This window comes from Streptomyces sp. HUAS TT11, from assembly GCF_051553595.1.
Taxonomy (GTDB): Bacteria; Actinomycetota; Actinomycetes; order Streptomycetales; family Streptomycetaceae; genus Streptomyces.
The window spans coordinates 9,163,369-9,187,984 of the sequence record NZ_CP196184.1 but is presented as its reverse complement, the minus strand read 5'-3'; the positions used below and the strand labels follow the sequence as shown (position 1 = coordinate 9,187,984).

General features: G+C 64.4%; 17 protein-coding genes and 3 pseudogenes. 4 read left to right on the top strand and 16 right to left on the bottom strand.

The window, feature by feature from the left end:
* Positions 1-18 precede the first annotated feature (18 nt).
* Positions 19-306 (top strand): transposase, encoded by a 288-nt coding sequence (locus tag ACSHXN_RS41440; protein ID WP_355141362.1) that lies wholly within the window; start codon positions 19-21, stop codon positions 304-306.
* A gap of 16 nt (positions 307-322) precedes the next feature.
* Here ACSHXN_RS41440 and pgi read toward each other — a convergent pair whose 3' ends face one another.
* The 3 genes from pgi to ACSHXN_RS41425 all read right to left on the bottom strand — a co-directional run bounded on the left by pgi (position 323) and on the right by ACSHXN_RS41425 (position 5,146).
* On the bottom strand, positions 323-1,963 hold the full coding sequence (pgi, locus tag ACSHXN_RS41435) for a glucose-6-phosphate isomerase (RefSeq protein WP_438306207.1): 1,641 nt from the start codon (positions 1,961-1,963) through the stop codon (positions 323-325).
* Positions 1,964-1,993: 30 nt separating this feature from the next.
* The gene (gene tal / locus ACSHXN_RS41430; protein WP_438306205.1) at positions 1,994-3,067 is read right to left on the bottom strand and encodes a transaldolase; all 1,074 of its coding nucleotides are present in this window, start codon (positions 3,065-3,067) and stop codon (positions 1,994-1,996) included.
* Positions 3,068-3,754: 687 nt separating this feature from the next.
* Complete coding sequence (locus ACSHXN_RS41425; protein ID WP_438306203.1) at positions 3,755-5,146, bottom strand: FAD-dependent oxidoreductase; 1,392 nt, start codon at positions 5,144-5,146, stop codon at positions 3,755-3,757.
* Positions 5,147-5,649: 503 nt separating this feature from the next.
* On the opposite strand from ACSHXN_RS41425, the gene ACSHXN_RS41420 reads away from it, so the two are divergent.
* Positions 5,650-6,324: an HAD family hydrolase gene (locus ACSHXN_RS41420; RefSeq protein ID WP_355141370.1), complete on the top strand. Its 675-nt coding sequence runs from the start codon at positions 5,650-5,652 to the stop codon at positions 6,322-6,324.
* A gap of 240 nt (positions 6,325-6,564) precedes the next feature.
* Here ACSHXN_RS41420 and ACSHXN_RS41415 read toward each other — a convergent pair.
* From ACSHXN_RS41415 to ACSHXN_RS41390, 6 genes and pseudogenes are all read right to left on the bottom strand, one after another.
* Positions 6,565-7,382 (bottom strand): IS5 family transposase gene (locus tag ACSHXN_RS41415; RefSeq protein WP_438306201.1). Its coding sequence is split into 2 segments (ribosomal slippage): positions 6,565-7,043 and positions 7,043-7,382, totalling 819 coding nucleotides; the frame shifts between segments, so codons are not numbered across the junction.
* 50 nt (positions 7,383-7,432) lie between these two features.
* A protein-coding gene (locus tag ACSHXN_RS41410) for an IS5 family transposase (RefSeq protein WP_438306541.1) occupies positions 7,433-8,232 on the bottom strand; the annotation gives its coding sequence in 2 pieces (ribosomal slippage) (positions 7,433-7,884 and positions 7,884-8,232; 801 coding nt in all).
* A 512-nt stretch (positions 8,233-8,744) separates the two neighbouring features.
* The gene (locus tag ACSHXN_RS41405; protein ID WP_438306199.1) at positions 8,745-11,096 is read right to left on the bottom strand and encodes a glycoside hydrolase family 65 protein; all 2,352 of its coding nucleotides are present in this window, start codon (positions 11,094-11,096) and stop codon (positions 8,745-8,747) included.
* Positions 11,097-12,646: 1,550 nt separating this feature from the next.
* On the bottom strand, positions 12,647-13,714 hold the full coding sequence (locus tag ACSHXN_RS41400; protein WP_356297196.1) for an alkene reductase: 1,068 nt from the start codon (positions 13,712-13,714) through the stop codon (positions 12,647-12,649).
* Between the two features lie 138 nt (positions 13,715-13,852).
* Entirely contained in the window at positions 13,853-14,032 is a 180-nt protein-coding gene (locus tag ACSHXN_RS41395; protein WP_438306196.1) for a transposase, read from the bottom strand.
* 300 nt (positions 14,033-14,332) lie between these two features.
* A pseudogene (locus ACSHXN_RS41390) lies at positions 14,333-14,527 on the bottom strand (transposase family protein); the annotation flags it as partial.
* Positions 14,528-14,805: 278 nt separating this feature from the next.
* Here ACSHXN_RS41390 and ACSHXN_RS41385 point away from each other — a divergent pair.
* Positions 14,806-16,158 carry an NAD(P)/FAD-dependent oxidoreductase gene (locus ACSHXN_RS41385; RefSeq protein WP_355141374.1) on the top strand — a complete coding sequence of 451 codons (1,353 nt, stop codon included), beginning with the start codon at positions 14,806-14,808 and terminating at the stop codon, positions 16,156-16,158.
* A gap of 520 nt (positions 16,159-16,678) precedes the next feature.
* On the opposite strand, the gene ACSHXN_RS41380 is transcribed toward ACSHXN_RS41385, so the two are convergent.
* The 6 genes and pseudogenes from ACSHXN_RS41380 to ACSHXN_RS41355 all read right to left on the bottom strand — a co-directional run bounded on the left by ACSHXN_RS41380 (position 16,679) and on the right by ACSHXN_RS41355 (position 23,746).
* On the bottom strand, positions 16,679-17,305 hold the full coding sequence (locus tag ACSHXN_RS41380) for a histidine phosphatase family protein (RefSeq protein ID WP_438306194.1): 627 nt from the start codon (positions 17,303-17,305) through the stop codon (positions 16,679-16,681).
* A 9-nt stretch (positions 17,306-17,314) separates the two neighbouring features.
* A complete protein-coding gene (gene gnd, locus ACSHXN_RS41375; protein ID WP_355799156.1) occupies positions 17,315-18,193 on the bottom strand; it encodes a phosphogluconate dehydrogenase (NAD(+)-dependent, decarboxylating) in 879 nt (292 codons plus the stop codon).
* Positions 18,194-18,199: 6 nt separating this feature from the next.
* Positions 18,200-18,325 (bottom strand): annotated as a pseudogene (locus tag ACSHXN_RS41370) (hypothetical protein); the annotation flags it as partial.
* A 609-nt stretch (positions 18,326-18,934) separates the two neighbouring features.
* Positions 18,935-19,960, bottom strand: coding sequence for a methyltransferase (locus ACSHXN_RS41365; RefSeq protein ID WP_438306192.1), 1,026 nt, complete (start codon positions 19,958-19,960; stop codon positions 18,935-18,937).
* A 535-nt stretch (positions 19,961-20,495) separates the two neighbouring features.
* Positions 20,496-21,881, bottom strand: coding sequence for a dihydrolipoyl dehydrogenase (gene lpdA, locus ACSHXN_RS41360; protein WP_438306190.1), 1,386 nt, complete (start codon positions 21,879-21,881; stop codon positions 20,496-20,498).
* 1,268 nt (positions 21,882-23,149) lie between these two features.
* Complete coding sequence (locus ACSHXN_RS41355; RefSeq protein ID WP_438306188.1) at positions 23,150-23,746, bottom strand: YceI family protein; 597 nt, start codon at positions 23,744-23,746, stop codon at positions 23,150-23,152.
* Positions 23,747-24,073: 327 nt separating this feature from the next.
* On the opposite strand from ACSHXN_RS41355, the gene ACSHXN_RS41350 reads away from it, so the two are divergent.
* Positions 24,074-24,214 (top strand): hypothetical protein, encoded by a 141-nt coding sequence (locus ACSHXN_RS41350; protein WP_356297648.1) that lies wholly within the window; start codon positions 24,074-24,076, stop codon positions 24,212-24,214.
* Here ACSHXN_RS41350 and ACSHXN_RS41345 read toward each other — a convergent pair.
* Positions 24,204-24,410, bottom strand: a pseudogene (locus ACSHXN_RS41345) (transposase); the annotation flags it as partial. The gene ACSHXN_RS41350 and the pseudogene ACSHXN_RS41345 overlap by 11 nt on opposite strands.
* Positions 24,411-24,616: the final 206 nt, after the last annotated feature.

The window sequence follows — 24,616 nt, the reverse complement described above, 5'->3', positions numbered from 1 at the left end:
GGACGGCAACCCCATGCCTTGGACGACAAGGGCTACAGCTCCAAAGCCAACTGCACCTGGCTGCGCCGATGCGACACCAGTCACACCATCCCCGAACGAGCCGACCAGGTCACCAACCGGCAACGGCGCCCCAGCCGCGGCTGGGGACCGTCGGCCTTCGACAAGCAGCTCTACAAGCGTCGCAACGTCGTGGAACGGCGATCCAACTGCCTGGAACCATGGCGAGGGATCGCAACCCGCTACGACAGGGCCTCGGAGTGCCACCAAGCAGCCGTCACTCTGGCATCGCTGCTGATGTGGGCGTGACATTTGACGGCAACTCCTAAGAGCGCCCCCGCTGTTTCAGGGTGCGGTAGCGGCGGATGAGGGCATTCGTCGACGAGTCGTGATTGAGTTCCGGTTCCGCAGCGGAGGTGAGTTCGGGGGTGATCTGGACCGCGAGTACCTTGCCGAGTTCCACACCCCACTGGTCGAAGCAGTCAACGTCCCAGACCGCTCCCTGCGTGAAGACACTGTGCTCGTACAGCGCGATCAGGGAACCGAGCAGACGGGGCGTGAGGACCTCGCCGAGTAGTACGTTGGTGGGGCGGTTGCCCTTCATCACCCGGTGCGGCACGACGTCGTGCGGGGTGCCTTCGTCTCGGACTTGCTGCTCGGACTTGCCGAAAGCGAGCGCTTGAGCTTGAGCGAAGACGTTCGATGACAGCAGGTCGTGGTGGTCGCCAAGTGGGTTGAGGCTCTGGCCGAAGCCAATCAGATCGACGGGAATCAGCCGGGTCCCCTGGTGGATGAGCTGATAGAAGCTGTGCTGGCCGTTGGTGCCCGGCTCTCCCCAGTAAACGGATCCGGTGTCGTAGTCGACCATGCGGCCATCCAGGGTTACGTGCTTGCCATTCGACTCCATTGTGAGCTGCTGCAGGTAGGCCGGGAAGCGCTTCAAATACTGGTCGTAGGGCATGACGCCGATGGTTTGGACGCCGAAGAATTCGACGTACCAAACAGCTAGGAGACCCATGATCGCGGGGAGGTTCGCCTCGAGGGGGGTCGTGCGGAAGTGCTCGTCCATGGCGTGGAAGCCCGCGAGCATGTCGTAGAAGTTTTCGGGTCCGATCGCGATCATGGTGGACAGGCCGATGGCGGAGTCCATCGAATAACGACCGCCGACCCAGTCCCAGAACTCGAACATGTTGTCCGTGTCAATACCGAACTCCGCCACGCGTTGGGCATTCGTAGAAACCGCGACGAAGTGCTGTGCGACCGCTTCGTCACTGCCAAGCGCACCGGCTAGCCAGTCACGTGCGGAGCGGGCGTTGGTCAGGGTCTCCAGGGTGCCGAAAGTCTTGGAGGAGATGATGAATAGGGTTTCCTCCGGGGAGAGGTCACGGGTCGCCTCCACGAAGTCGGTCGCATCGACATTGGAGACGAAGCGGAACGTCAGGTCTCGCTGGCTGTAGTGGCGCAGCGCCTCGTACGCCATGACTGGCCCGAGGTCGGAACCGCCGATGCCGACGTTGACGATGTTCCTAATGGGCTTTCCGGTGTGGCCTTTCCACTGCCCCGACCGGATGCGTTGGGCCAAAGTGGCCATGCGGTTCAGGACAGAATGCACCTGCGCGACGACGTCGACGCCGTCGACGACGAGCGAGCGCTCTCGCGGCATGCGCAATGCCACGTGCAGGGCCGGACGGTCCTCGGAGACGTTGATGTGCTCACCATGGAACATCCTGTCTCTGCGCTCCTCGAGTCCGCACTCTCGGGCGAGCTCAAGGAGCAGTCGCATCGTCTTGTCGGTCACTCGGTTCTTGGAGTAGTCCAGATAGAGTCCTGCGGCTTCCGCGCTCAGACGCTCACCGCGTCCCGGGTCTTGGGCGAACAGCTCACGCAGATGGGTGGTTCCGATCTCGGAGTGATGTTGTTCGAGCGCTTTCCACGGTGGCTGTTGCCGGAGGGGGGTGATGGACATCTATCGGCCCTCGCATCAGTTCGGACTAAGTCAGACAAGGGCCTCTCGTTGCGCGGAGATACACGCCAAGAGGTCATTCCATGAGGCCACGAAGGACGCCGCTCCGTCGCTCTGAAGTTTCACGGCCAGGCCATTGACGTCCACCCCCGCGTCGGCGAACCGCGCGAGCACCGCGTCGCAGCCGTCACCATCGGCTGGCAGGGGCTCCCCTACTTCGCCGTGATCGTAGAAGGCCTCGAGCGTCTCGTCAGGCATCGTGTTGACCGTGAAGGGGGCGGCCAGTCCATGCACGTACAGCGTGTCCGACGCGTCGGGGTCCTTGGTACGGGTACTCGCCCACAGCAAGCGCTGCATGCGGGCACCGGCGTTCTCCAGGCGCTGAGCGCGGCTCCCGGCCATCAGTGTGCGATAGGTCCGGTAGGTGTCTTGGCCGACGGCCAGGCCGAGCCGACCCCGCAGGTCGTGGGGCACTTTACCGCTGACGGCCGCATCCCAGCGGGACATGAAGACGGAGGCGACCGAACCCACCGCGGGATCGAGCGCTTGCTCCACCCTTCGCTCCACACCGCTCAGATAGGCATCGGCGGCGGCCCGGTATTGGTCGGCCGAGAACAACAACGTGACATTCACCGGTATACCCGAGGCGACACACTCGGTGATCGCTGGGAGTCCCTCGACGGTGCCGGGGATCTTGATGAGGAGGTTTTTACGGCCCGCTCGTGAGTGCAGTTCCTTCACCGCTTCGATGGTCCGCGCGGTGTCATAGGCGAGAAGGGGTGACACCTCCAGCGAGACCCAGCCGTCCACACCATCTGTTCTCTCATGGATGGACAAGAACAGATCCGCGGCCCTCTGAAGGTCCTCGATGGCCAGCTCGAAGAAGAGCTCGTCATCGGCCATCCCTGATGCGGACTTGATACGGATCGCGTCATCGTACGCACCGGAGGAAATGGCCTTGTCGAAGATCGAGGGGTTCGACGTCAGGCCGGTGACTGCGTAGTTCTCAATGTAGACCTGGAGCTGCCCGAAGTCGAGCATGCCGCGCGTGATGTTGTCCAACCACAGACTCTGCCCGAGTTCGTGCAGGGATTGAGTTGCTTTCACGTGTGTCCCCTAGCCCTGTGACACCCGGTCACGTGCTGCCCGGGCGACACGCGCAGGTGTGGACGAGAACTTGTTGAGCTGTTTGGCGTGGAGGGTGCGTACTGATGATCGCCTCCACGGTCGCCGGCGCGCTGGTCCCAGAGCGTGAGGCGTCGTTGACCAATACGCCAGCGGAAAGCTCTGTCAGATGCAGCAGCACGACAGCACAGCAAAGGCAAGGGCGAACGGTCCCGGTTCGGCCGACTTGAATCGCTCACCCTCCACGCTCCGCGAGGGGTGTCTAGGCTTGCGCCGTTCTGACCGAGAAGCCGGAGCAACGCCACGGCCGTGCGATGAGGCCGGTCACTGGGTCGGTGAGGACCGACTGTGCAGGCAAGATGCTTGAATGCTGGCCGAGTGCAAGTCGTTTCGCTTACCCACTCCTGCCAGCCTAGGAGCACCCGTGCCTACCCTCAACTTTTTATCCGGCACCAGCTCTGGTCCTATCCGGTCAGGTCGGGCAGGTGTGGGGTGTCCGGGGCTAGGTCTGGGCTAGGTCCTGGTGGTTGGGCGGGCGCCGGTGGAAGGATCGGCGGTTCGACTAACCGTGTCTGCTGGGTACCGTGCGATGTGGTCACTGGCTTGCAGAGGAACCGCCTGTGCGCCAGTGTTCCCCCTCAGCTCCGCGGGTGTGAACGACGCGGGGCATCAGTCGGTACGGGTAATCGTGGCGAGTGCGTCGTTGAAGGCCTCGGTCGAGGTGGGGTGGTTGTAGACAGCGTCGCGGAGTTCGGCTGCTTTGACGCCGTGCCGCATGGCGAGTGCGACGGTGTTGATGATCTCCTGGGCATCTACACACAACAGTGCCGCACCCAGGATCTCGTCATTTTCGGCATCGATCACGAACTTCATGACTCCCCGTGTCTCCTCTACTGCGTATGCACGGGGCATCGACTTGATCTCGGCGACAGGCTGGCTCGCGATCTTGATTCTGTGTCCGGCTACGCGGGCCTGTTGCTCGGTGAGCCCTACGGTGGCCAGCGGTGGAGTGATGAACAGGGTGTGCGGGATGGCAACACGGTCCGCGGTGGAGCGCTTTCGCTCGCCGGCGAGCTGATCGAGCACGATGCGACTGTCGTCGAGAGAGATGTACGTGAACTGGGGCCCACCGTTTACGTCGCCGAGGGCGTAGATGTGTGACTGGCTGCTGCGCAGATATTCGTCGACCTCGACGGCTCCTCGCTCGGTGGTTTTCACCCCCGCGACATCCAATGCGAGGTCGCGGGTGGCCGGCGCGCGGCCGGTGGCGGCTAGGATGGCATCGGCTTCCAAGGTGTGTTGCCGGCCGTTCCTCTCGTAAAGGATGGTCGCACCGGTGTCGCCGTCGCGGACCTCTGTGACTCGGGCGCTGTTAATGATCTCGATGCCTTCGTCAGCGAGGATTCTCTCGGCGATAGCGGCAACGTCGTCGTCCAAATGCTTCAGGATCTTCGGGACTGCCTCCAATACCGTGACTTTGGAACCGAACTGACCGTAGATCGAGGCGAATTCAAGGCCTAGGTACCCGCCGCCAATGATGGCAAGCCGTTGGGGCAGAACAGCGGTCTGGATGAGCTCGGTGCTGGTCACCGTGTGCTGGCTGGCCCGTAGACCGGGAATGTCAACGACGATCGGCTCCGATCCGGTGTTGATCAGGATCGTCTCCCCACTAATCGTCAGGTGGCCGTCACCGGTCACGACACGCACGGTGTGTGGGTCGGTGAATGAGGCCTTGCCAGTGATGACGGTCACGTTGTCTATGCTGCTCAAGCCTTTATAGCTGCCGTCACGCATCATCTTCGCCACAGCTTGGACTTTGACGACGGACTGCTCATACCACTCCTGTGCGGCGTCCTCAGGCCGGCGCTTGCGGGCGTGGTGGACCAGTGCCTTGGTCGGAATGCATCCAACGTTCGGGCACGTGCCTCCGTACATCTGGTCCGACTGCTCGACCAGTATCACGCGCTTTCCGAGGAGGCCCATCTTCGCGGCCACGGTCTTGCCGCCCTTGCCAAAGCCGATGACGAGCAGATCCGCTTGCAGGGTGTTCGTGGCGCCCATAATTGCACTCCCGTTCCGAAGATCATGCAGATCAGTGCCGTAGTCCCCCTCCGGCGGCATCACTTAGTTCCACGGCAACATCAACACCCACGCGCTGCAACCTGGGGTCGGCCTGTGCGAATGTCCGCCGTCTACGGAACGTGGCCTCATGGCGCTCGTGGCATCAGTGGGGGTGCCCGGTGATAGATTCCGGCGGCGGACTGGAGCGACCTTCCGCGCAGTCCAATACCGCATACAGCTTCGTCTGCTGGGTCCAGGCCTGCCTTCACGATAGCTGCAGCCGACACAAAGCGGCTCGCCCAGATCCTCACGCTGACCCTGCCTCGTCCACGCGCCCACTCGACGGATCGACGGCAGAATGGGTAGCGCAGCAACACGGCACGGGCCTATCGATGAAGGCTCCGTTCCAGCGGTTCTGCCAGAAGCACGACACGCTGTCGCCAAATCGGAGGAGACCGCTGCCCGCCCATGAAGCCAAACGATGGCTTAGAGGAGAAGGTACAATGAGCCGTCCAATCGCGGTGTTGTTTGACATAGACGAAACCCTCGTCCACACCGGCGGCTCGGGGGCACGTAGCTGGACCTGGGCATTTGACCGCCTGTATGGCGTGGTAGCCGACATTGGAGAACACACTTCAGCTGGAGAGACCGATCCACAAGTCGGGCGGGAAACGTTCCGTGCAGTGATCGGACGCGAGCCGAGCTGCGACGAGCTGGGACGTTTGTACACCGCCTACCTTTGCCACTTGGCCGAGGACATCTGGAATTCTAAGGACTACCGGGTGCTGGACGGTGTCGAGGAGACGCTGGGGCGAATGGCAGACGCTGGCGTCACCCTCGGACTATTGTCCGGGGCGATGGAGGGAGCTGCCAGGATCAAAATGGAACCTGGCAAGCTCGGCCGGTACTTTGTGTTCGGTGCCTACGGCTCGGACTCGCCCGACAGAGACGACATTGCTCGGCTAGCGATAACTAAGGCGGCCCGGCTGCACGGCCGGGAGCTGTCCCGTAGCGAGGTATACATCGTGGGTGATACTCCCCGCGACATCGACGCAGCGATCAAGGCGAACGCCACCCCCATTGGAGTGGCTAGTGGTCGCTACACAGTTCCGGAGCTGCGTGCCACCAAGGCCGAACACGTGCTGACATCCTTGACCGAACCTTTCCCGGACCTGTGATCTGGTCCCGACTCTCAAGGCTCGAGGCCATCCCGTCTCTTAAGACCTCCATCAGAAGAAGGTCAGTTGTCTTCTGCGCTCAACTCGGGGCCGCCTCACCGCTCGTCAAAGACCGGCACGTACCAGGGACGATGTCACACCGTGGGCCAGTTCCAGCACGCGTGGCGGCACTTGTGCTTCACCGCCGCCGCACTCGTCACTGGCACGCTGCGGCTCGGGGCGCCCTAATAAGACCGTGTCCTATGTGGTGAGGCGGACGAGTCGCTTGTAGCAGCACATGGCTGCGGCAAGGCCGAGAAACGCCAGGTAGTTGCGGGGGTTGCGCTCGTAGCGGGGACTGAGTCTGCGGTAGCCAGACAGCCACGACATCGTCCGCTCGATCACCCACCTTCGGCGGCCCAATCGCTCGCTGGACTCGATGCCTTTGCGGGCGATGCGGACGCCGATGCGCTTGCCTCGTAACCATTTCCGCAGGTGGGGGATGTCATATGCCTTGTCGGCGTGCAGGCGTTGAGGCTTGAAGTAGCGGCCGCGGTGAGGGTCGTGTCTCGTTTGGTGACCCTTGACCATGGGCTTCAGTGCTTCACTGTCGTGGGTGTTGGCGGCAGAGACGCCGACGAGGAGGGGCAGTCCGTTCGCGTCCGACAGGACGTGCATCTTGGAACCCGGCTTGCCTCGGTCCACGGGGCTCGGACCTGTGAGTTCGCCCCCTTTTTTGCCCTCACGTGGGCGGAGTCGAGTACGACGCGGGTGACGTCGATCAGGCCGGCGTCATCGAGCCGGTGCAGCACTGCTTCATGGAGGCGGCCCCACACACCGGCTCTCGACCAGATCAGGAACCGCCGGTGGGCGGTCGACTTCGATATGCCGAAGCAAGGCGGCAGAGCCCGCCAGGCGCAGCCGCTGACCAGCACGTAGATGATGGCCGCGAACAGCGTCTCATCAGGCGTGTCCTGCGTTCCACCGCCTTGCGGCCGCACCTTCGACGGCGGGATCAACGGCTTCGCGATCTCCCATAGCCCGTCCGGAACAATCCAACTCCACGCACCCCGCCCCATACGCAGTCCAACGACGCCTCACCACATAGGACACGGTCTAAGAGGTCATCTCATTTGGTGAGTCGGCGGTAGCAGATGAGGGTGCAGGCGATGCTGGTGAAGGCCAGGAAGTGGCTGGCTTTGCGCTCGTAGCGGCGGTGCAGACGCCGGCATCCGGCGAGCCAGGCCATGGTGCGTTCGATGGTCCAGCGGTGTCGGCCCAGGCGTTGGCTGGAGTCTTCGCCCTTGCGGGCGTTGCGAGGCGTGATGCCGCGGGCGCGTAACCATCGGCGCAGGTGGTCGTAGTCGTAGACCTTGTCGCCATGGAGCTTGCCCGGCTTGCGGCGCCGGCGGCCGCGTCGGGAGCGGATCGGCGGTATGCCCTTCACCAGCGGAATGAGGGCTTGACTGTCGTGCAGGTTCGCGGCGGAGACGCAGACGGACAGGGGCAGACCGCTCCGGTCGGTGATCAAATGGATCTTTGAGCCGTACTTACCCCGGTCTACAGGATTCGGGCCCGTCAGCTCCCCTTTTTCAGCGCGCGCATGTTCACCGAGTCGATGGCGCAGCGGGACCAGTCCAGGTCGCCGCGGGCACCGAGCTCATCGAGGACCAAGCGGTGGAGCCTCGCCCACACTCTGGCCTTCGACCATTCCGTAAAGCGCCTGTGAGCCGTCGCTCCCGACGGCCCGAACGAGGCAGAGGGCAGTTGCTGCCAGGTGCAGCCCGACGTGGCCACGAACACGATCGCAGCCAGGACTTCCCTGTCCCCGTGCCGGCGCCGACCTCCTCCTTGCGGACGGGTCGGCGCCTCCGGCACCACCCGCTGGAACAACTCCCACAACTCGTCCGGCACCAGCCGCACAACGATCTCCACACCCAGAGGCTATCGAACGGGCCAAATGAGATGGTCTCTAAGAAGGAGTGGTGTGGTTACCCTTCGAAGTGTGGAAGTAGCCCGAGGCCGTTGAGGCCTACTGCCTCTCTCCGCAACAGTCAACGCGAGCTGTAATCGCGCACCGCGGGCATCCGGCAGCGGTATCGGTGTTCCTGTGAATGCGGGTGGACCACGCCCAGGCCCTGGATCGTGCCGGGGCGGTGCGGGCGACCTCAACGTAATCTGCACCCGGCCAAGTAGGGCATATGGGGAGGCGCGACAGAGCGTGAGCCACGCACTTTACTGCGACGCCGACCAACAGTGAGCTCCTGACGGCGGTTGCTCAACGTGGCGCGAGCCGTCTGTGGGCCAGCACGCGAGGCCCAAGCATGAGACCAGGCCTGCGGCCAGAACAACACCAGCGCTGCGCGGATATTCTGAGCATCATTGGGATGGCCCCAACTACGGTTCAATTGACGGCGTCGCCTCCCACCCGCTCACAATGCTCAGCGTCGTGGTGTAGGTCGTCGGCTTGGTGGTTGGGTAGGCTCGGGCGTAGGTGCGGGCGGCTTAACAGGTCGGGTCTGTGGCAGCCTCAGGGACAGGGCTACGGCTTCACCACGATGGCTGATCTGGAGAGGTTCACCTTCCACCAATATGTAGGTGACGTGGGAGCGGGTGATGTCGATCCGCAGGCAACGCTGCCGGAAGCGAAGCGAGAAGGCCAAGCGGCCGAGCCTTTCGGGCAAACAGGGAGCGAAATGCAGGATGTCTCCGTAGTCGCGCATCCCGCCGAACCCAGCGACCAGTCCGATCCAAACTCCTGCGAGGGAAGCAATGTGTAGGCCATCGCGAGTATTTTTTGCCAGGTCCGCCAAGTCCACCAGGGCAGCCTCCCCCAGGTAGTCGTAAGCCAGACTCAGATGGCCGACTTCAGCAGCCATGACGCACTGGATGCAGGCCGACAGTGAAGAGTCCCGGACGGTCAGCGGTTCGTAGTAGGCGAAGTTTCGCGTCTTCTGGTCTTCTTCAAAGGCATGACCGCACAAGTACATCGCCAGTACTAGGTCCGCTTGTTTGACCACCTGTTTTCGGTACAGATCGAAGTAGGGGAAGTGCAGCATCAGGGGGTACTGATCAGAGCGCGTACCCGCGAAGTTCCAGACGTCGAGGCTCGTGGACCCTGCCGACTGCTCATGAACGCCCAGGCCGCGGTTATAGGGCACGGCCATCGCCTGGGCTGCATCACGCCAGTTGGCGGTTTCCTCCTCGTCGACGCCAAGCATTGCGGATTGCGTTGGATGGCGCTCAGCCGCATCTGCGGCGGCATGCAGGTTCACCTGGGCCATGAGGTTGGTGTAGGCGTTGTCGTTGGCTATGGCGCTGTACTCGTCGGGGCCGGTGACGCCGTCGATGTGGAAACGACCACCGGGGTCGTGGTGACCAAGGGAGTGCCAAAGCCGAGCCGTCTCCACCAGCAGCTCCAAACCGGTGTCCCGTTCGAAGTCGACATCACCTGTCGCCCAGACGTAGCGCACGACGGCAGCCGCAATGTCGGCGTTGATATGGAAAGCGGCGGCGCCAGCTGGCCAGTATCCGGAACATTCTGCGCCATCGATCGTCCGCCAAGGGAAAGCCGCCCCACGCAGCCCGAACTGTCGAGCGCGAGCACGCGCTGCCGGCAGAGTGTGTTGGCGCCAGCGCAAGGCCTCGGCGACACAGTTCGGCGAGGTATAGGTGAGCACGGGCAGAACGAAGGTCTCCGTGTCCCAGAAGGAGTGCCCGTCATATCCTGAGCCAGTAAGGCCTTTGGCCGGGATCGCCCGCTGCTCAGCTCGCCGGGCGGACTGCAGTACGTGGAAGAGCGCGAACCGTACTGCCTGCTGGATTTCGGCATCGCCCTCAACCTCGATGTCTGCATGCCTCCAGAAGTCGTTGAGGAAGTCTCGCTGCTGGTCGGCCAACCCCTGCCAGCCAATACTGCGAGCGCGGGCAAGCGCGGCTTCCACCTGATCTCGGACAGCTGGCAATGAGCGGAATCCGGACCATCCATATGCGACGTACTTCTCGAGACGAAAGGTCTGTCCCGGTTTGAGGAGCGTGGTGATGGTGAGGCGTCCCACACCATCGCTGCTCTCACTCGAGATCGAGGTCGAGGTCGAGTCAGGACCCTGCACCACATGATCGGCTGCCGCTGCGACACGCAGGTTGGTGTGGACTGTGCGGTGTATCAGGCGCAACCGCGCGCCGAAGGCCATGTGTTCCTCAGGCTGGAGGCAAGACTCGATGGCGGCCGCCGCACGTGGATCACCAGTCTGCACGGGCAGTTGCTCGTTCGTGACGAGTTCCGACTGGACAACGATGGTCGTCTCGGCGTCCAGCGGCTCCACTTCGTAGGTGATCGCGGCAATGGCTCGCTGAGTGAAGGAGACCAGTCGAGTGGAACGCACGCGAATGGTCTTGCCGACGGGCGAGGTCCACTCGCAGACACGGTGGAGTAGTCCGCTACGCAGGTCGAGCATGCGCTCATGTGAACGCAACCGTCCGTACCGTAGATCGAAAGGTTCGTCGTCCACCAGCAGGCGGATGAGCTTACCGTTGGTAACGTTGATAACTGTCTGCCCAGACTCCGGGTATCCATAACCGGCTTCCGCGTAAGGCAGGGGGTGGAGTTCGTGTACACCATTGAGGTAGGTGCCGGGCAAGGCGTGCGGCTCGCCCTCGTCGAGATTGCCGCGCCAACCGATATGGCCGTTGGACAACGTGAAGACGGATTCGCTCTGGGCCAGGACGTCCAGGTCGAGCGCGCTCTCACGCAAACACCACGGCTCGATGGTGTAGACAGGGTGGCTGATCATATGCGGCCTTTCAGTAACTCAACCTTTCGCCATGATGTCGGTACCGTGCTCTTGTCGCCCGCGTTCGCCTTGCCGGCGCCGATCACACCCGCTAGGCCGTTGACACCACCCGAGTCAGCCATGCATCTTCGAACGCCGCAACTGCCTAGGCGCGCAACGCCGAGCTCGTGAGCCACTTCGGGTGTAAGGCACCCAGGAGGCACCTGCTTGGGGAGTCGAGGCACAGCGGCTGTACTTCACGCAGGAGTCCACCGAAGCGGTATTCGATAGAATCGAGCCCGGATACGGCTCGGCACTCTGCTTCCGGATCTTCTCGTGCGGTAACGCATTTTCGTGGTTACCACCAAGCCGCCCATACGTAGTGTTCAGCTCACAAGTCCACCCATCCTCGCCGGCAACGCGTCGCGCGTAACACCGAGACTGGCCGCACCCATTCCGCGTAGGCACATGCCGGCATACAGATCGCCGTTGGTCAGTGCATCAACGGAACGAAGGACGGACCCCATCGGTGCTTTAGGAGATCTTTAGAAGGCGTCCGCGCCCGCGGCAACATGCACGGTTTCACAGAGCATGCGAGATCGAACAGGCCTAGTACCACTTTGTCCGGAGAGTCAGAGTTTGTCACCTCCGGCGACCTCTCTCGGTCCCGACTTACGGTACCCCTGGCATGGCGAGCCCCTTAGGCACAAGATGCTGGACCGTCGTCCTCGTGATTACCTTATGTTGAACGCCCGGGTGCGGCCTCTGTCACATCCACGGCAACTCAAACATCTGGGCTCGCATCCGGTTGATGGCCTCGGTGCGGTCAGCGGCTCGTACTAGCACCCACAGGCCACGCGAGCGACCTAATCCCAGGCATCAGCCGCGCACGGTCGCGCCTGCACCTCACTAGCCGTTCGTGGCACCAGTGCACCTCACGGGCCCCGGTCTACGTCGAAGCTCGAGAGGCCTGAACGAATCAAGAAGTGCCCATGTGGCGGGCTCGCACCTTCAACACCAGCGAGTGATCAAGGTGTCAGTGTTGACGAGCTCGAAGGCGAAGAAGCGCTCGCGAGTTCAATGGTGGCGGTCACGAATATGCCGGCCTGCCACGACACAGCCAACTCCTGACCTAGGCCAGCGAGATGACGCCGAAAGAGCCCCGCGAGCAGCCGATGCGCCAACACCGCCCGGTTGACCGTGATCGCCACAGCGAGATCGTGCCATCTGCGTGGCACGACACCTCATGCGCGACAGCGGGCGGGTAGTGTTGGCCTGTTCGGGAACTGTTGTTCAGGCTTTGGCGTCGCGGTCCAAGACAAATCCGGCGATGGCTTGATAGGTGACGGACAGCTGTCTCGTCGTTGGGTCCAGCGGATCAGTTTGCTTCGTACCGGCGCCGTAACCGGGAACGAAGGTCGAGGTGTCTCCGATTGGCGTGAACCCGGTCCTGGGCGCAGTCTGCCCCGACCCGGACGCCCCGTCCGAAGAGTTACTACGCTCCACCGGAGCTCCCGGGTAGCGCACAGAGGGCCCGGATGAGGGCTACGGTGCTCTCCCCGGGTGCGGGGTCAGGCGGAGGTGGCCGTCGGGTAGTCGGTGTAGCCCTCGGCGCCGCCCCCGTAGAAGCTCTTGGGGTCGGCCGTGTTGTACGGGCCCTCGGCCTTGATGCGGGCGATGAGGCCCGGGTTGGCCAGGAACGGCCGAGCGAAGGCCACGGCGTCCGCTATCCCGTCGCCGAGGACCTCGGTCAGGGCCTTGTGCGGCGCGTCCACGTCGTACAGGGGGTTGAGGACGAACCGCCCCGACCAGGCGGCACGCATCTTGCGCGTCAGATCACGGTCGTCCTTGGTCTCCCGCATGTGGACGTAGGCGAGCGGCAGGTCCGACAGGGCGTTCAGCAGCGTGGTGTACAGCTCGGCAGGGTTGTTCTCAACGATGTCCAAGTCATTGTTTCCTGGCGAGATGCGCAGCCCAACCCGGTCCGCGCCGATGGCCGTGCTCACGGCCTTAACGACCTCGACGGGGAAGCGGACGCGGTTTTCGACACTGCCACCCCAACGATCCGTGCGCAGGTTGACGTTGTCGGAGAGGAACTGCTGCAAGAGGTAGCCGTTGGCGCCGTGGATCTCCACGCCGTCGAAGCCAGCCTCGATGGCGTTGCGGGCGGCGGTGACGTGGTCTTCGATGGTCTGGAGCATCTCTTCGTCGGTGAGCTCCCGCGGGGCGATGTTGTCCACAGGGCCCTCCGCGGTGAAACAGTGACCGGGGGCCTTAACCGCAGAGGGGGCCACGGGCGTAAGCCCCGTCAGGAAGGGATGGCCGATCCGGCCCGCGTGCATGATCTGCGCGAAGATCGCGCTGCCCGCTGCATGCACGGCATCGGTGACGGGCCGCCACGCGGCGACCTGCTCGGCGCTGTGGAGACCCGGCGTCGAGATGTAGCCCTGTCCGACGGGGCTCGGCTGGATGCCCTCGGTGATAATCAGTCCGGCATCCGAACGCTGGGTGTAGTACTCGACCATCATGTCGGTGGCCAGCCCGTCCAGAGTAGCCCGGTTGCGTGTCATCGGGGCCATGAATACCCGGTTCGCCGCCGTGGTGGCTCCGATAGTGATGGGTTCGAATGCTGTCGTCACGACACTTCCTCTCGTCTCACCGCCGTTCCCCCCGCGACCTTCTGGTCCGGGACACGGCGGACTTGCAGTCTCCACGTGGAGCAGCGAGGTCAACCCTCTGACTGCACCGCCCCTATTGCGTCGACTGAGCCAGGACTCTTACCGGGTTCCTTGCAGAAAGCTGCGGCGTTCACGCCGCGGATGAATGCATCTCAAGACTGCTCTGACGCGCACCTTGGGCGGACCTTTTTGCTGCTCGATGTATTGGCGCACGATCGCCAACGGTGCTCCGCCGCACGACGCGCAGAAGTAGGGGGGCGACCACAGGTGCCCGTGCATGACGGCGCGGTTGGCCGGTGAATTCCTGCCGGATCCGGCGAGTCAAGACTCCCTTGAGGTTGTTGACCAGCTTTGAGACGGCCACCTTGGGTGGGTGCTGCATCAGGAGGTGGACGTGATCGCGTTCGCCGTGCACTCCTTCAGATCCGCTTCGAAGTCCTCGCAGACCTTCCGCGTGATCTCTTCGCAGCGTGTCAGCGTCTCGTCGTTGAACGGACCGCAAGGAAGCACATGCGGCAGGGCTGCCGTATGTGACGTCGGCCGTGCTGTCCCGGCTTCGCATCACCCAGGCCAACGCACCCCAGGTCGCAGAGTGTCAGTCCATAATGTGCGGCCTCGATCATCGGCGATGACGATGGCCTTCGTCCTGTTCTGCTTCCTCTTGCCCAAGACGAACGCACGCCGCCCGCCGCAGCCAGCCATGGGCCAGCGGACCCGGACCTCAGTGGCGGCCAACCGGGGTTCGACACCCTGGGCCTGGGCGTAGGCACACACGGTGCGGCATCTGCATGAGACATAGACGGGCTGTAGATCGAACGCTGGTCGACTGGAATCGGATCTGCGCCATAACGCTCGTGAGACGCCAAGCAACCCGTCACCCCGTCACAGGGTCGAGCGAGCGAGGGGCTGCCGGCGCTGGAAAACGGCCCATAGAAGTAGACGTGACAGGAGTCCAAGAGATCGAACCACCCATCGGACGTCCGCAGCCAACAGCAAAAGTGCTCCGATCCGTGTCGAGCGTATTGAGTTTCGACTAACGAGCAGAGGGATTCATGCGTGAGATTGTGATCGTCGGGGGCGGCTACGCGGGCTTCTACACCGCCTGGCGCCTGGAGAAGTCGCTGCGCAAGGGTGAGGCACGGGTCACGGTCGTCGACCCGCGCCCCTACATGACCTACCAGCCCTTCCTGCCCGAGGTGACGGCCGGATCGGTCGAGGCACGTCACGCTGCTGTGTCGTTGCGGCGGCATCTGCACCGTACCCGAGTGATCGCGGGGGCCGTGACCGAGATCCGTAACGCAGACCGCACGGTCACCGTCCGGCCCGTTGCTGGCGACGACCACCCCCTGCGATACGACGTCCTCGTAATCACGGCCGGCGCCGTGACCCGCACGTTCCCCATTCCGGGGGTTGCGGAGCAGGCGATCGGCCTGAAGCACGTGGAGGAAGCGGTCGCCATTCGCGACCGGTTGATGACCGCATTCGACCAGGCGGCATCTCTGCCTCCAGGCGCCGAGCGGCGCAAGCTGCTTACCGTCACCTTCGTAGGTGGCGGGTTCTCCGGAGTCGAGGGCTTCGGAGAGCTGCTGTCGCTCGCGACCTCGATGCTCAGGTCATACCCGGAATTGAGCATCGATGATCTGTCCTTCCACCTGGTCGAGTCCCGGGGCCGCATTCTGCCGGAAGTCGGGGACAAGCCCGGTGCCTGGGTGGTGGACTTCCTGGAACGGCGAGGTGCCCGCGTGCACCTGAACACGCAGCTCGTGTCCGCCGAGGACGGGCACGTCGTGCTCTCCAACGGCCAGGAGTTCGACTCGGCGCTGATCGTCTGGACCGCTGGCAACGCCGCAAACCCGGTCGTGCATAACCACACGGATCTGCCAGTCGACGAGCGGGGCCTGCTCGTGGTCCGCGCTGATCTCCGCGTCGGCACGGACAGCGAACTCGTCGCGGACGTGTGGGCGGCCGGAGACGACGCGGCGGTTCCCGACCTGGCCTCACCAGTGCCGGGTGCACACACGGTGCCGAACGCTCAGCACGCGGTCCGACAGGCCAAGCAGCTCGCGAAGAACATTGTGGCCGACCTAAGGGGCGGCAGAATCCGCCCCTACCGCCACGACAGCCTGGGAGCAGTGGCGACGCTGGGCCTGGGACGCGGCATCTTCCAGTACAAGCGCATCGTGATCAAGGGACTTCCGGCCTGGCTGATGCACCGGGGCTACCACGTCCTGGCCGTGCCCACCTGGGAACGAAAGGTCCGTGTCCTCGCCATCTGGCTCACGGCGGCCCTCTTCGGCAGGGACCTCGTGTCGTTGTTCTCCGTGCAACACCCCCGGGACGCATTCGTCACGAACGGTTACCCGGAGCGCGCCAAGGTAAGCGAGGCGATCGACGAGGTCGCCTGAGCAAATGGCTGCGGCTTTACCGGGTCCACTGCGCGGGATTGCTGTGCACCCATCGGGTCGGCCGGACCCTGCGGGTACCGAGCTTGCGCACCGCGGTGTCCGTCCCTGGTACGCAGTGTCCATGGGACCGATCCCGGGGCGTTGCCGCCGTCGGCCTCCTCTGGCTGGAGCACCATGACCGAGAGCACGCAGGAATGCATCCACCCGCCACCGCGCGCAGGACGACTCTCGTGCGCGGCGACCGTCTTACGACGCAGGCTGGTTCTCTCACGACGACAAGGCTCATTCGACCACCGGTGACTCCTCTGCGCTCCAGCGCCGGTCCCTCGCGCAAGCGTTCGTGAGCGTCTGAGCGCCCGCCCGGAGCACGGGATGCACCGCTCCAACCCGGTGAACCTAGGCCTGAGCAGGACCCGGTGCGCCGATCGGCGCCTTCGGGCCTCCGCCCCGGACGCCGGCTGCCGGGGAGCGACCGGTGGAGGCCGGTCCGCCTCCGTGGACGGACCGGCCTCCCTGTCTTCTACCGCGACGGAGAGAGCGCCCGGTGGGGGGTCCCGGACGTGCCCACCGCGTTCCATTCCGCGATCACGGGCCAGTCGTGCTCGATGGACAGCCGGCTGACCGTCCCCGTCCGGAGCTGGAACAGCCGTCCCTCGGCGGCCCCGAGGCCGAGGTGCCGGGCGGTGAGGACACGCAGGAAGTGGCCGTGGGCCACGAGGACCACGTCGCCTTCGGCGAGCGCGGGTGCGATACGGGCCAGGACCCGGTCGGCCCGTGCCGCCACCTCGTCCGGCGACTCGCCGGGGTGTCCCGGCGGACCCGGCGGCACCCCGTCCGTCCACAGCCGCCAGTCGGGTCTGGTGCGATGGATGTCGACGGTGGTGATTCCCTCGTAGCCGCCGTAGTCCCACTCGTGCAGATCGGGCTCGGTCGCGGCGCCGGACAGACCCGCGAGTTCCGCGGTGCGTATCGCCCGGTGCAGAGGGCTGGTGAGAGTGAGTGCGAAGGTGCGTCCGGCGAGCAGGGGGGCGAGGGACTTGGCTTGTTCCTCGCCACCCTGCGTGAGCGGCAGATCGGTCCAGCTGGTGTGCCGGCCCGAAGCGCTCCACTCGGTTTCGCCGTGGCGGACCAGCAGGAGGTCGCCCACGGTGGTCACCTACTTGGCGGACTCGACCGCGTGGCCGCCGAACTGGTTGCGCAGCGCGGCGATCATCTTCATCTGGGGAGAGTCGTCCTGGCGGGATGCGAACCGGGCGAACAGCGAGGCGGTGATGGCCGGCAGGGGCACGGCGTTGTTGATGGCCGCCTCGATCGTCCAGCGGCCCTCGCCGGAGTCGTCGGCCCAGCCGCGGAGCTTGTCGAGGTGCTCGTCCTCGTCGAGGGCGTTGACCGCGAGGTCGAGCAGCCAGGAGCGGATGACGGTGCCCTCCTGCCAGGAGCGGAAGACCTCGCGGACGTTCTCCACGGACTTGACCTTCTCCAGCAGTTCCCAGCCCTCGGCGTAGGCCTGCATCATCGCGTACTCGATGCCGTTGTGGACCATCTTGGAGAAGTGTCCGGCGCCGACCCGGCCGGCGTGGACGTACCCATAGGGTCCTTCGGGCTTGAGCGCCTCGAAGATGGGCTGGAGGCGTTCGACGTGCTCCTTGTCGCCTCCGACCATCAGGGCGTAGCCGTTCTGCAGCCCCCAGACGCCGCCGGATACACCCGCGTCGACGAAGCCGATGCCCTTGATGCCGAGTTCGGCGGCGTGCTTCTCGTCGTCGGTCCAGCGGGAGTTGCCGCCGTCGACGACGACGTCGCCGGGGTTGAGCAGGTCCTTGAGCTCGTCGATGACGGCCTGGGTGGCGGCGCCGGCCGGGACCATCACCCACACCACGCGGGGCGCGTCGAGCTTCTCGACCAGTTCGGCCAGATGCTTGACGTCGGAGACCTCGGGGTTGCGGTCGTAGCCGACGACGGTGTGGCCCGCGCGGCGGATCCGCTCGCGCATGTTGCCGCCCATCTTGCCAAGGCCGATGAGTCCGATCTGCATGTCAGTTCACTTCTTCCTGAGCTCGCGGTACTTGGCGACGAGGGCTTGGGTGGAGGTGTCGAGGCCGGGTACGTCCGCGCCTTCGGTCAGGGCGGGTTCGACGCGCTTGGCGAGGACCTTGCCCAGTTCCACGCTTTCGTGTGTGGCCGCACTCGGGCGAACTCGGCCGACAGGAGAAGTCAGCAAGTCGGGTCAGTGACCGCCCGTCTGTCATGGCTCCTGAACGAATTCAAGCCGTCGTGCGGATGCCTGCCGACAGCGACAGCACCGCCCAGATCGCGCACTCGTTTGAGGACGGTGTTTCGAGCGTCTCCGCCCTTGCTGAGCATGGCACGGAGACGGCCGTCACTACTCGGTAGCGTCGTGAGTGACCACGCCACACGGGTGACGGTGATTGATGCAACCTAGTCACTGTCCCTGAGCCTCTACGGAGGAACGCGGATGATCGTCCGCTCAGTCGGGTTGAAGACAGCTACGGCTGCATCCCGGATATCCACGTTGCCGTTGTTTGTCCGCAGCCGACCATCCAGACCCGCTGGAGGACAACACCCAGGTGACTCACCAGCGTTCCTCCGGTGCGGATCAGACCTGCCGGCCCCTTCCCGATCCTCCGCCGAGGACGTTGCCGCATGCGGGAGTCCAGGCGCCGCCGGGTCCTGACCGTACGCGGCGCGGGCGAGGTGGTCGTGCTTCGTGGCTGAGTCCTCCGATGGGAGGGCTTAACCACGTGTGCGCTGAGTGTCAACGTAGTGTCGCCTCGATGAAGGAGAACGGTGTCGAGCTCGGGACGATGCGGTCGAGGGTGAACCCGGACGACTCCAGGAGAGATTGGTACTCCTCAGCGGTGCGCTCGCGCCCTCCCACCATTGCCAGCATCTGGAGGTCGAGCACCTTCGCGAGATGCGGTATGTCATCGGGCGGGCTCACCGCCTCGATGAGGACGACCCTGGCCCCGGGCGCGGCCGTTTTCGCAACGTTGTGCAGGATGCGTCGGCAGAACTCATCGTCCCAGTCATGGAGGACGTAGGACAGCACGTACACGTCTGCTGGAGGCACCGACTGGAAAAAGTCGCCACCTATGCTCTGGACGCGGTCGGCCAGGCCATGGGTGGCCAGATTCTTCCGTGCCGCGGCCACGACCTCTGGACGGTCAAACACGATGCCCCGCCGGTCCTGGTCGTCGGCCAGCAACTGTATGAGCATCGAGCCGTCAGCGCCACCGAGGTCGGCAACGACAGCGCCCTTCGGTAGCTGGTACCCGTCGAACATGCCGGCCCGGAGGCTGTTGGTGACGTTCGCGAAGGTTCGGTTTTGGATCTCCACTTTCTCGGCGTCGGTGGAGATCCAGTCGAAGAACGGCTGGCCGTAGTATCGCGTGGCTGCGGTCTCCCCGGTCAGTGCCGTGTGCAAGAGGTCACTAAACGGCCCGTACTGCATCCCCACCAAATAGAACGCGGCATACCGCACGGAGTTGGGGTCGTCCTCGGCCAGAGTCGCGCTCAGCGCCGTGTTTTCCACCTTGTCACCATGGGTGCGGAAGACGTCGAGGGCTGCCAGGAAACGGATGATCCGACCCAGCGCGTCGGCGTTGGCGTTCGTCTCGGCGGCGAGCTGATCGACCGTCCGCGGGCCATCCTCCAAAATAGTAGCGACGTCGAGCTTGGCCACCACGTACAACGCCTGCGCGATCTGGAATCCCGACAACAGTTGGATCATCTGCATCTGTGCAGGAACCTGTACCGGCGGTGTGTTCTCGGTGGCGTTCATGAACTGACTTCCCGTCCGTTCCGCTACTAGTTGATATTCGGTCGAAAATAAAGCCACCCTGATCAGGAGTGAATGTCAACTGCATATTCCATCACAGAGGTAGTCGTGAAGGTGGACAGCAGGCTCCGCGACGGTCTTCACAAGGGCTAGTCGCGAACGTCGTCTCTGATACCAAGTCGAGGAATGCTGAGGGTAATCTCAGCGCCTGGGTGCTGACGAGTTGGTGCGTGACAGCGGGTGAGATGTCTGCGCTGGTAGGTGGCATGATCAGCGCGTGGCGATCATGGTCGATTGGGAGGCCTTGCGCATCGCCTGTTCACTGGGATCTCGGAACACCATCTGGGCAGGCTTCCGTTCGGTGCCGAGGTGCGCTGGGAACAACCGCAACCGGTTCGGCGACGCACACGGTCCGAAGGCGTGCGCTGAAGCCCTACCCATCACCGCGGCCTACGGCAAGAAGTCGCGCATCACCCGGCGCCGGGTGAAAAACGGCCGCCTCAACCACGCCGCCTACCTCCGGCCTCTCCGCCATCACCTAGTCGTAGGTGTGGAGGGGTTTGCCGGCCAGGGCCAGGTGGGCCTCGCCGAGCGCCTCGTTCTGCGTCGGGTCGGCGTGGATGAGCTGGGCCACCTCGGCCGGCAGCGCCTCCCAGTTGTAGATCAGCTGCGCCTCGCCGACCTGCTCGCCCATGCGGTCGCCGACCATGTGGACGCCGACCACGGCACCGTCCTTGACCTGGACGAGCTTGATCTCGCCTTCGGTCTTGAGGATCTTGCTCTTGCCGTTGGGCGCCAGGTTGTACTTGAGAGCGACGACCTTGTCCGCGCCGTAGATCTCCTTGGCCTTGGCCTCGGTGATGCCGACGGAGGCGACCTCCGGGTGGCAGTAGGTGACCCGCGGCACACCGTCGTAGTCGATCGGAACGACCTTCAGACCGGCCAGACGCTCTGCCACCAGGATGCCCTCGGCGAAGCCGACGTGCGCGAGCTGGAGGGTCGGGACCAGGTCGCCGACGGCGGAGATGGTGGGGACGTTCGTCCGCATGTACTCGTCGACGAGGACGTGACCGCGCTCCATGGCGACCCCGACCTCCTCGTAGCCGAGACCCTGGGAGACCGGGCCGCGGCCGACGGCGACGAGGAGGACCTCGGCCTCGAACTCCTTGCCGTCGGCGAGGGTGATCTTGACACCGTCCTGGGTGTACTCGGCCTTCTGGAAGAAGGTGCCCAGGTTGAACTTGATGCCGCGCTTGCGGAACGCGCGCTCGAGAAGCTTGGAGGAGTTCTCGTCCTCGACCGGAACGAGGTGCTTGAGGCCCTCGACGACCGTGACGTCGGCACCGAAGGACTTCCACGCGGACGCGAACTCGACGCCGATGACGCCGCCGCCCAGGATGATCGCGGACTGCGGCACGCGGTCCAGGAAGAGGGCGTGGTCGGAGGAGATGATGCGGTTGCCGTCGATCTCCAGACCCGGCAGCGACTTCGGCACGGAACCGGTCGCCAGGAGGACGTGGCGGCCCTGGATCCGCTGACCGTTCACGTCGACGGAGGTCGCGGAGGACAGACGGCCCTCACCCTCGATGTACGTAATGTCCCGTGCTTTGACCAGGCCCGTCAGCCCCCTACAGAGGCTGTCGACCGTCTCATCCTTGTAGCGCTGCACTGCAGGCATATCGACGCTCTCAAACGTGGCCATCACGCCGAAGCGCTGTGCCCCGCGGGCCTGGTCGGCGATCTCTGCAGCATGCAGAAGGGCCTTGGCAGGGATGCATCCGTTGTGCAGACAGGTACCGCCCAACTTGTGCTTTTCGATCATCGCAGTGCGCAGGCCCAGCTGCGCTCCCCGCAGAGCAGCAGCGTATCCACCGCTCCCGCCCCCCAGAACAATGAGGTCGAAGTCCTCGGCAACGTCGGTCATGCAATTCCTCCCGGTCGTCGTGTTGGTTCTTGCGCAGCGGGTCGCAGGCCGCTTGGACGAAGCGGACGAACCGCTGCTGCATGTCCCGATACGGCGTCAGTGCTGGTGGGGTAAGGCCGTCGCGGATGCCGACCTTCCATGCCGTTGGGGATGAACCCGCACGAGCCTGCCTCCGCCCTGTCCGTCCTGTCGCAGTGGGGCGCAGTCGCATCCGCGCTTCCAAGTAACACCTATTCGCGTCCACTCTGCGTCTACTCCCCATCGTGGTCTTCGAGACGCTCCTGCGCCCGGAAGGGTCTGGGACGCGGCAGCGGTAAGGGGCCCGGTTGAGCGACCGGACAGGAACGTGTACGCCGCGTAGATGTCGACGACGCACTCGCCGTGCGCCCGTCAGATACTCAGGAGTGCCGGATGCCGCGCACGGGAAGACTTGCGCGGCCGCGCAACCGGGCATGGTCGCGAGCGAGCCGATCGTGGGGGCTGCCCCTTTCCCCGGGCCTCAGAGCACGACCGTCCGTGCTGCAAGGGACCAGGCACCGGACGAGGCCGACCATCTCGTTCCGCCATGACATGCATGGAGTAACTATGTCTATGCGCGATGCAGGAGCCTACGGACATTTCCCTGCCACAGACCCTGTGTCGGTCCAGCTGATCGAGTGGGTCGGCTGGTCCAACCCATTCACCAGGACCGAGTGCGAGTACGCGTCGTCAACGAGCCTCGAGGTAATGGCACTGCACACGGCGGGCTATCAGATCTCCACGGCGGCGGTCCTGACGGTCTACCGCCGCGTCAGACGCGGCGGCGAGCGACGCCATCAGCATCGAGAAGCTCCTTGCTTTGTCCCGAGCCAAGGTGGGAGCAATGTCGCCGCCAGCACAATCGAGGCCCGGAGTACGGGAGGAGGCGGCGATGTGGCGCAGCTTTAAGAGACGCCCGTAGGAAGCAGGAGCGGAGCGTCTGCTGGCGTAAGGCAGTCGGAGGGCATGTCCTGAGGACGTGCCCAACACGGGCGCAGGACGGTCCACGCCCGACCGACTGCCGATGGCCCCTCTCCCGTCAACGGCAGGCCGGTCCGATGAGCCTGTCCCCAGCCCTGTCGAGCGCTGATCCCGTTGTTTGCCCCGCCCCGCGCGGCGGGACTCCCAGCATGGTGTTCCGTGGCCCTCGTACCGCTGCTACCAGCATCACCACGGGGATACGGCGCCGTCGCTTTCCCCGCCCAATCTGGTGAACTGCGCCGAGCACGTTGCATCCAGGCCAGGTCGCGTCAGGGCCACCATCTGATGGGAACCCGCTTGACCGCGGACACCTCGAAGAGGGGCACGACCTCGTCACCCATGGACCGTTCGCCCGCGTCCATCACCGGGCCCCATAGGGAACCCCAATCCGAACGCTTCAGAACGGCGCGCCCTACAAACCGTACGCGCTCGCAGTCCTGCGGGCTCAATGCGCTGCCGCGGTATTCGCCGTCGACGATGAGAGGTCTCGTTGTGCCCTTAAACCACAGGCTCCCCGCGAGACGGCAGAGGTTTGCACTCTGGGCCTCCGCCGAGAGGGACCAGAACGACATGATCGGGTACTGCTCGGCGGCGAGGAGACCGGCACTGCACATGTGTGCGTTCCTGTCCTTCCAGCCGGTGTCAATGCTCGACGACGTCACGTACACCGCGAGCGTTGTCCTTTCGGGCCGCTCACTGTCGAGAAAGAGGGTGCCCGCGAACTGTCGGAACGCTCCGCGAGTGCTGGTGGCCGGTCGGTTTCGGGCACTGAAACTGACATTGCTGTAGACCGGGTCGATAGAGTAGGTCGCGGCGTCCGCTGGGAGTGGCGGGCCAAGCAACTCGGCGCCGAGTCCGCTCGTCATACCGACCTCCGTCCGCCATGCCCCCCGGGGGGCTCGACTGTGGTTAGTGGCGCGATGCTCGCTAGCCTTACCAGCAGGACGGGGAGGACCGCTGTGCCGCCGAGACCCAGGGCGGGCAGTGCGCACGCTCGAATGGCATCAGGCCTGGGGCGTTCGTGAGCACGGTAGTGCTTGCGCCGGGAACTCCAGATCCGTCTACAGGGTGGACCAGATCAAGGCCGTCGAGGGTCTGAAGTGCAAGGCGATCCGCGTGACCGACCCGTTTTGGCTGGCGGCCGTCTTCGAGCGTCAAGGAGCCCGCCCCCGGCACCAATCCGGGTGCCAGCCATGGGCAAGATGGTCCTGGAGCGCGTCATGAACATCTCGATGGCGACCACGAACGACATCGGCAACGTGGTCGAGTTCGAGGAGATCGAGACGGGGCGAGCGAGGTACCGAAGTCGACTAAGAGCCTGTCTCACGTGGTGAGTTTCGCGAGCTTCTTGTAGCAGGTCAGGGCTGCTGCGAGTCCGAGAAAGGCCAGGAAGTGACTGCCCTTTCGCTCGTACCGGACGGTGAGTCTGCGGTAGCCGAAGAGCCAGGAGATTGATCGTTCGATCTTCCAGCGGTGCCGGCCGAGGTGCTCGCCGGATTCGATGCCGGGCCTGGCGATACGCGGGACGATGCCGCGGCTGCGCAGCCACGCCAGTCGCTCGGCGGAGTGGTAGGCCTAATAGGCAGGTGAGTTGGCCGTTGGGTCGATCCAGGCAGGGGCTGGGGAGACGTCTGGGATATAGGCAGCGCCCGCAGCGCTTCGACAAGAGGGACGGTGTTCCAGCCCCTGCCGTATCGCTGCGGGCCGCCGTACCGTGCCGTGGTTCGAGCCATGTC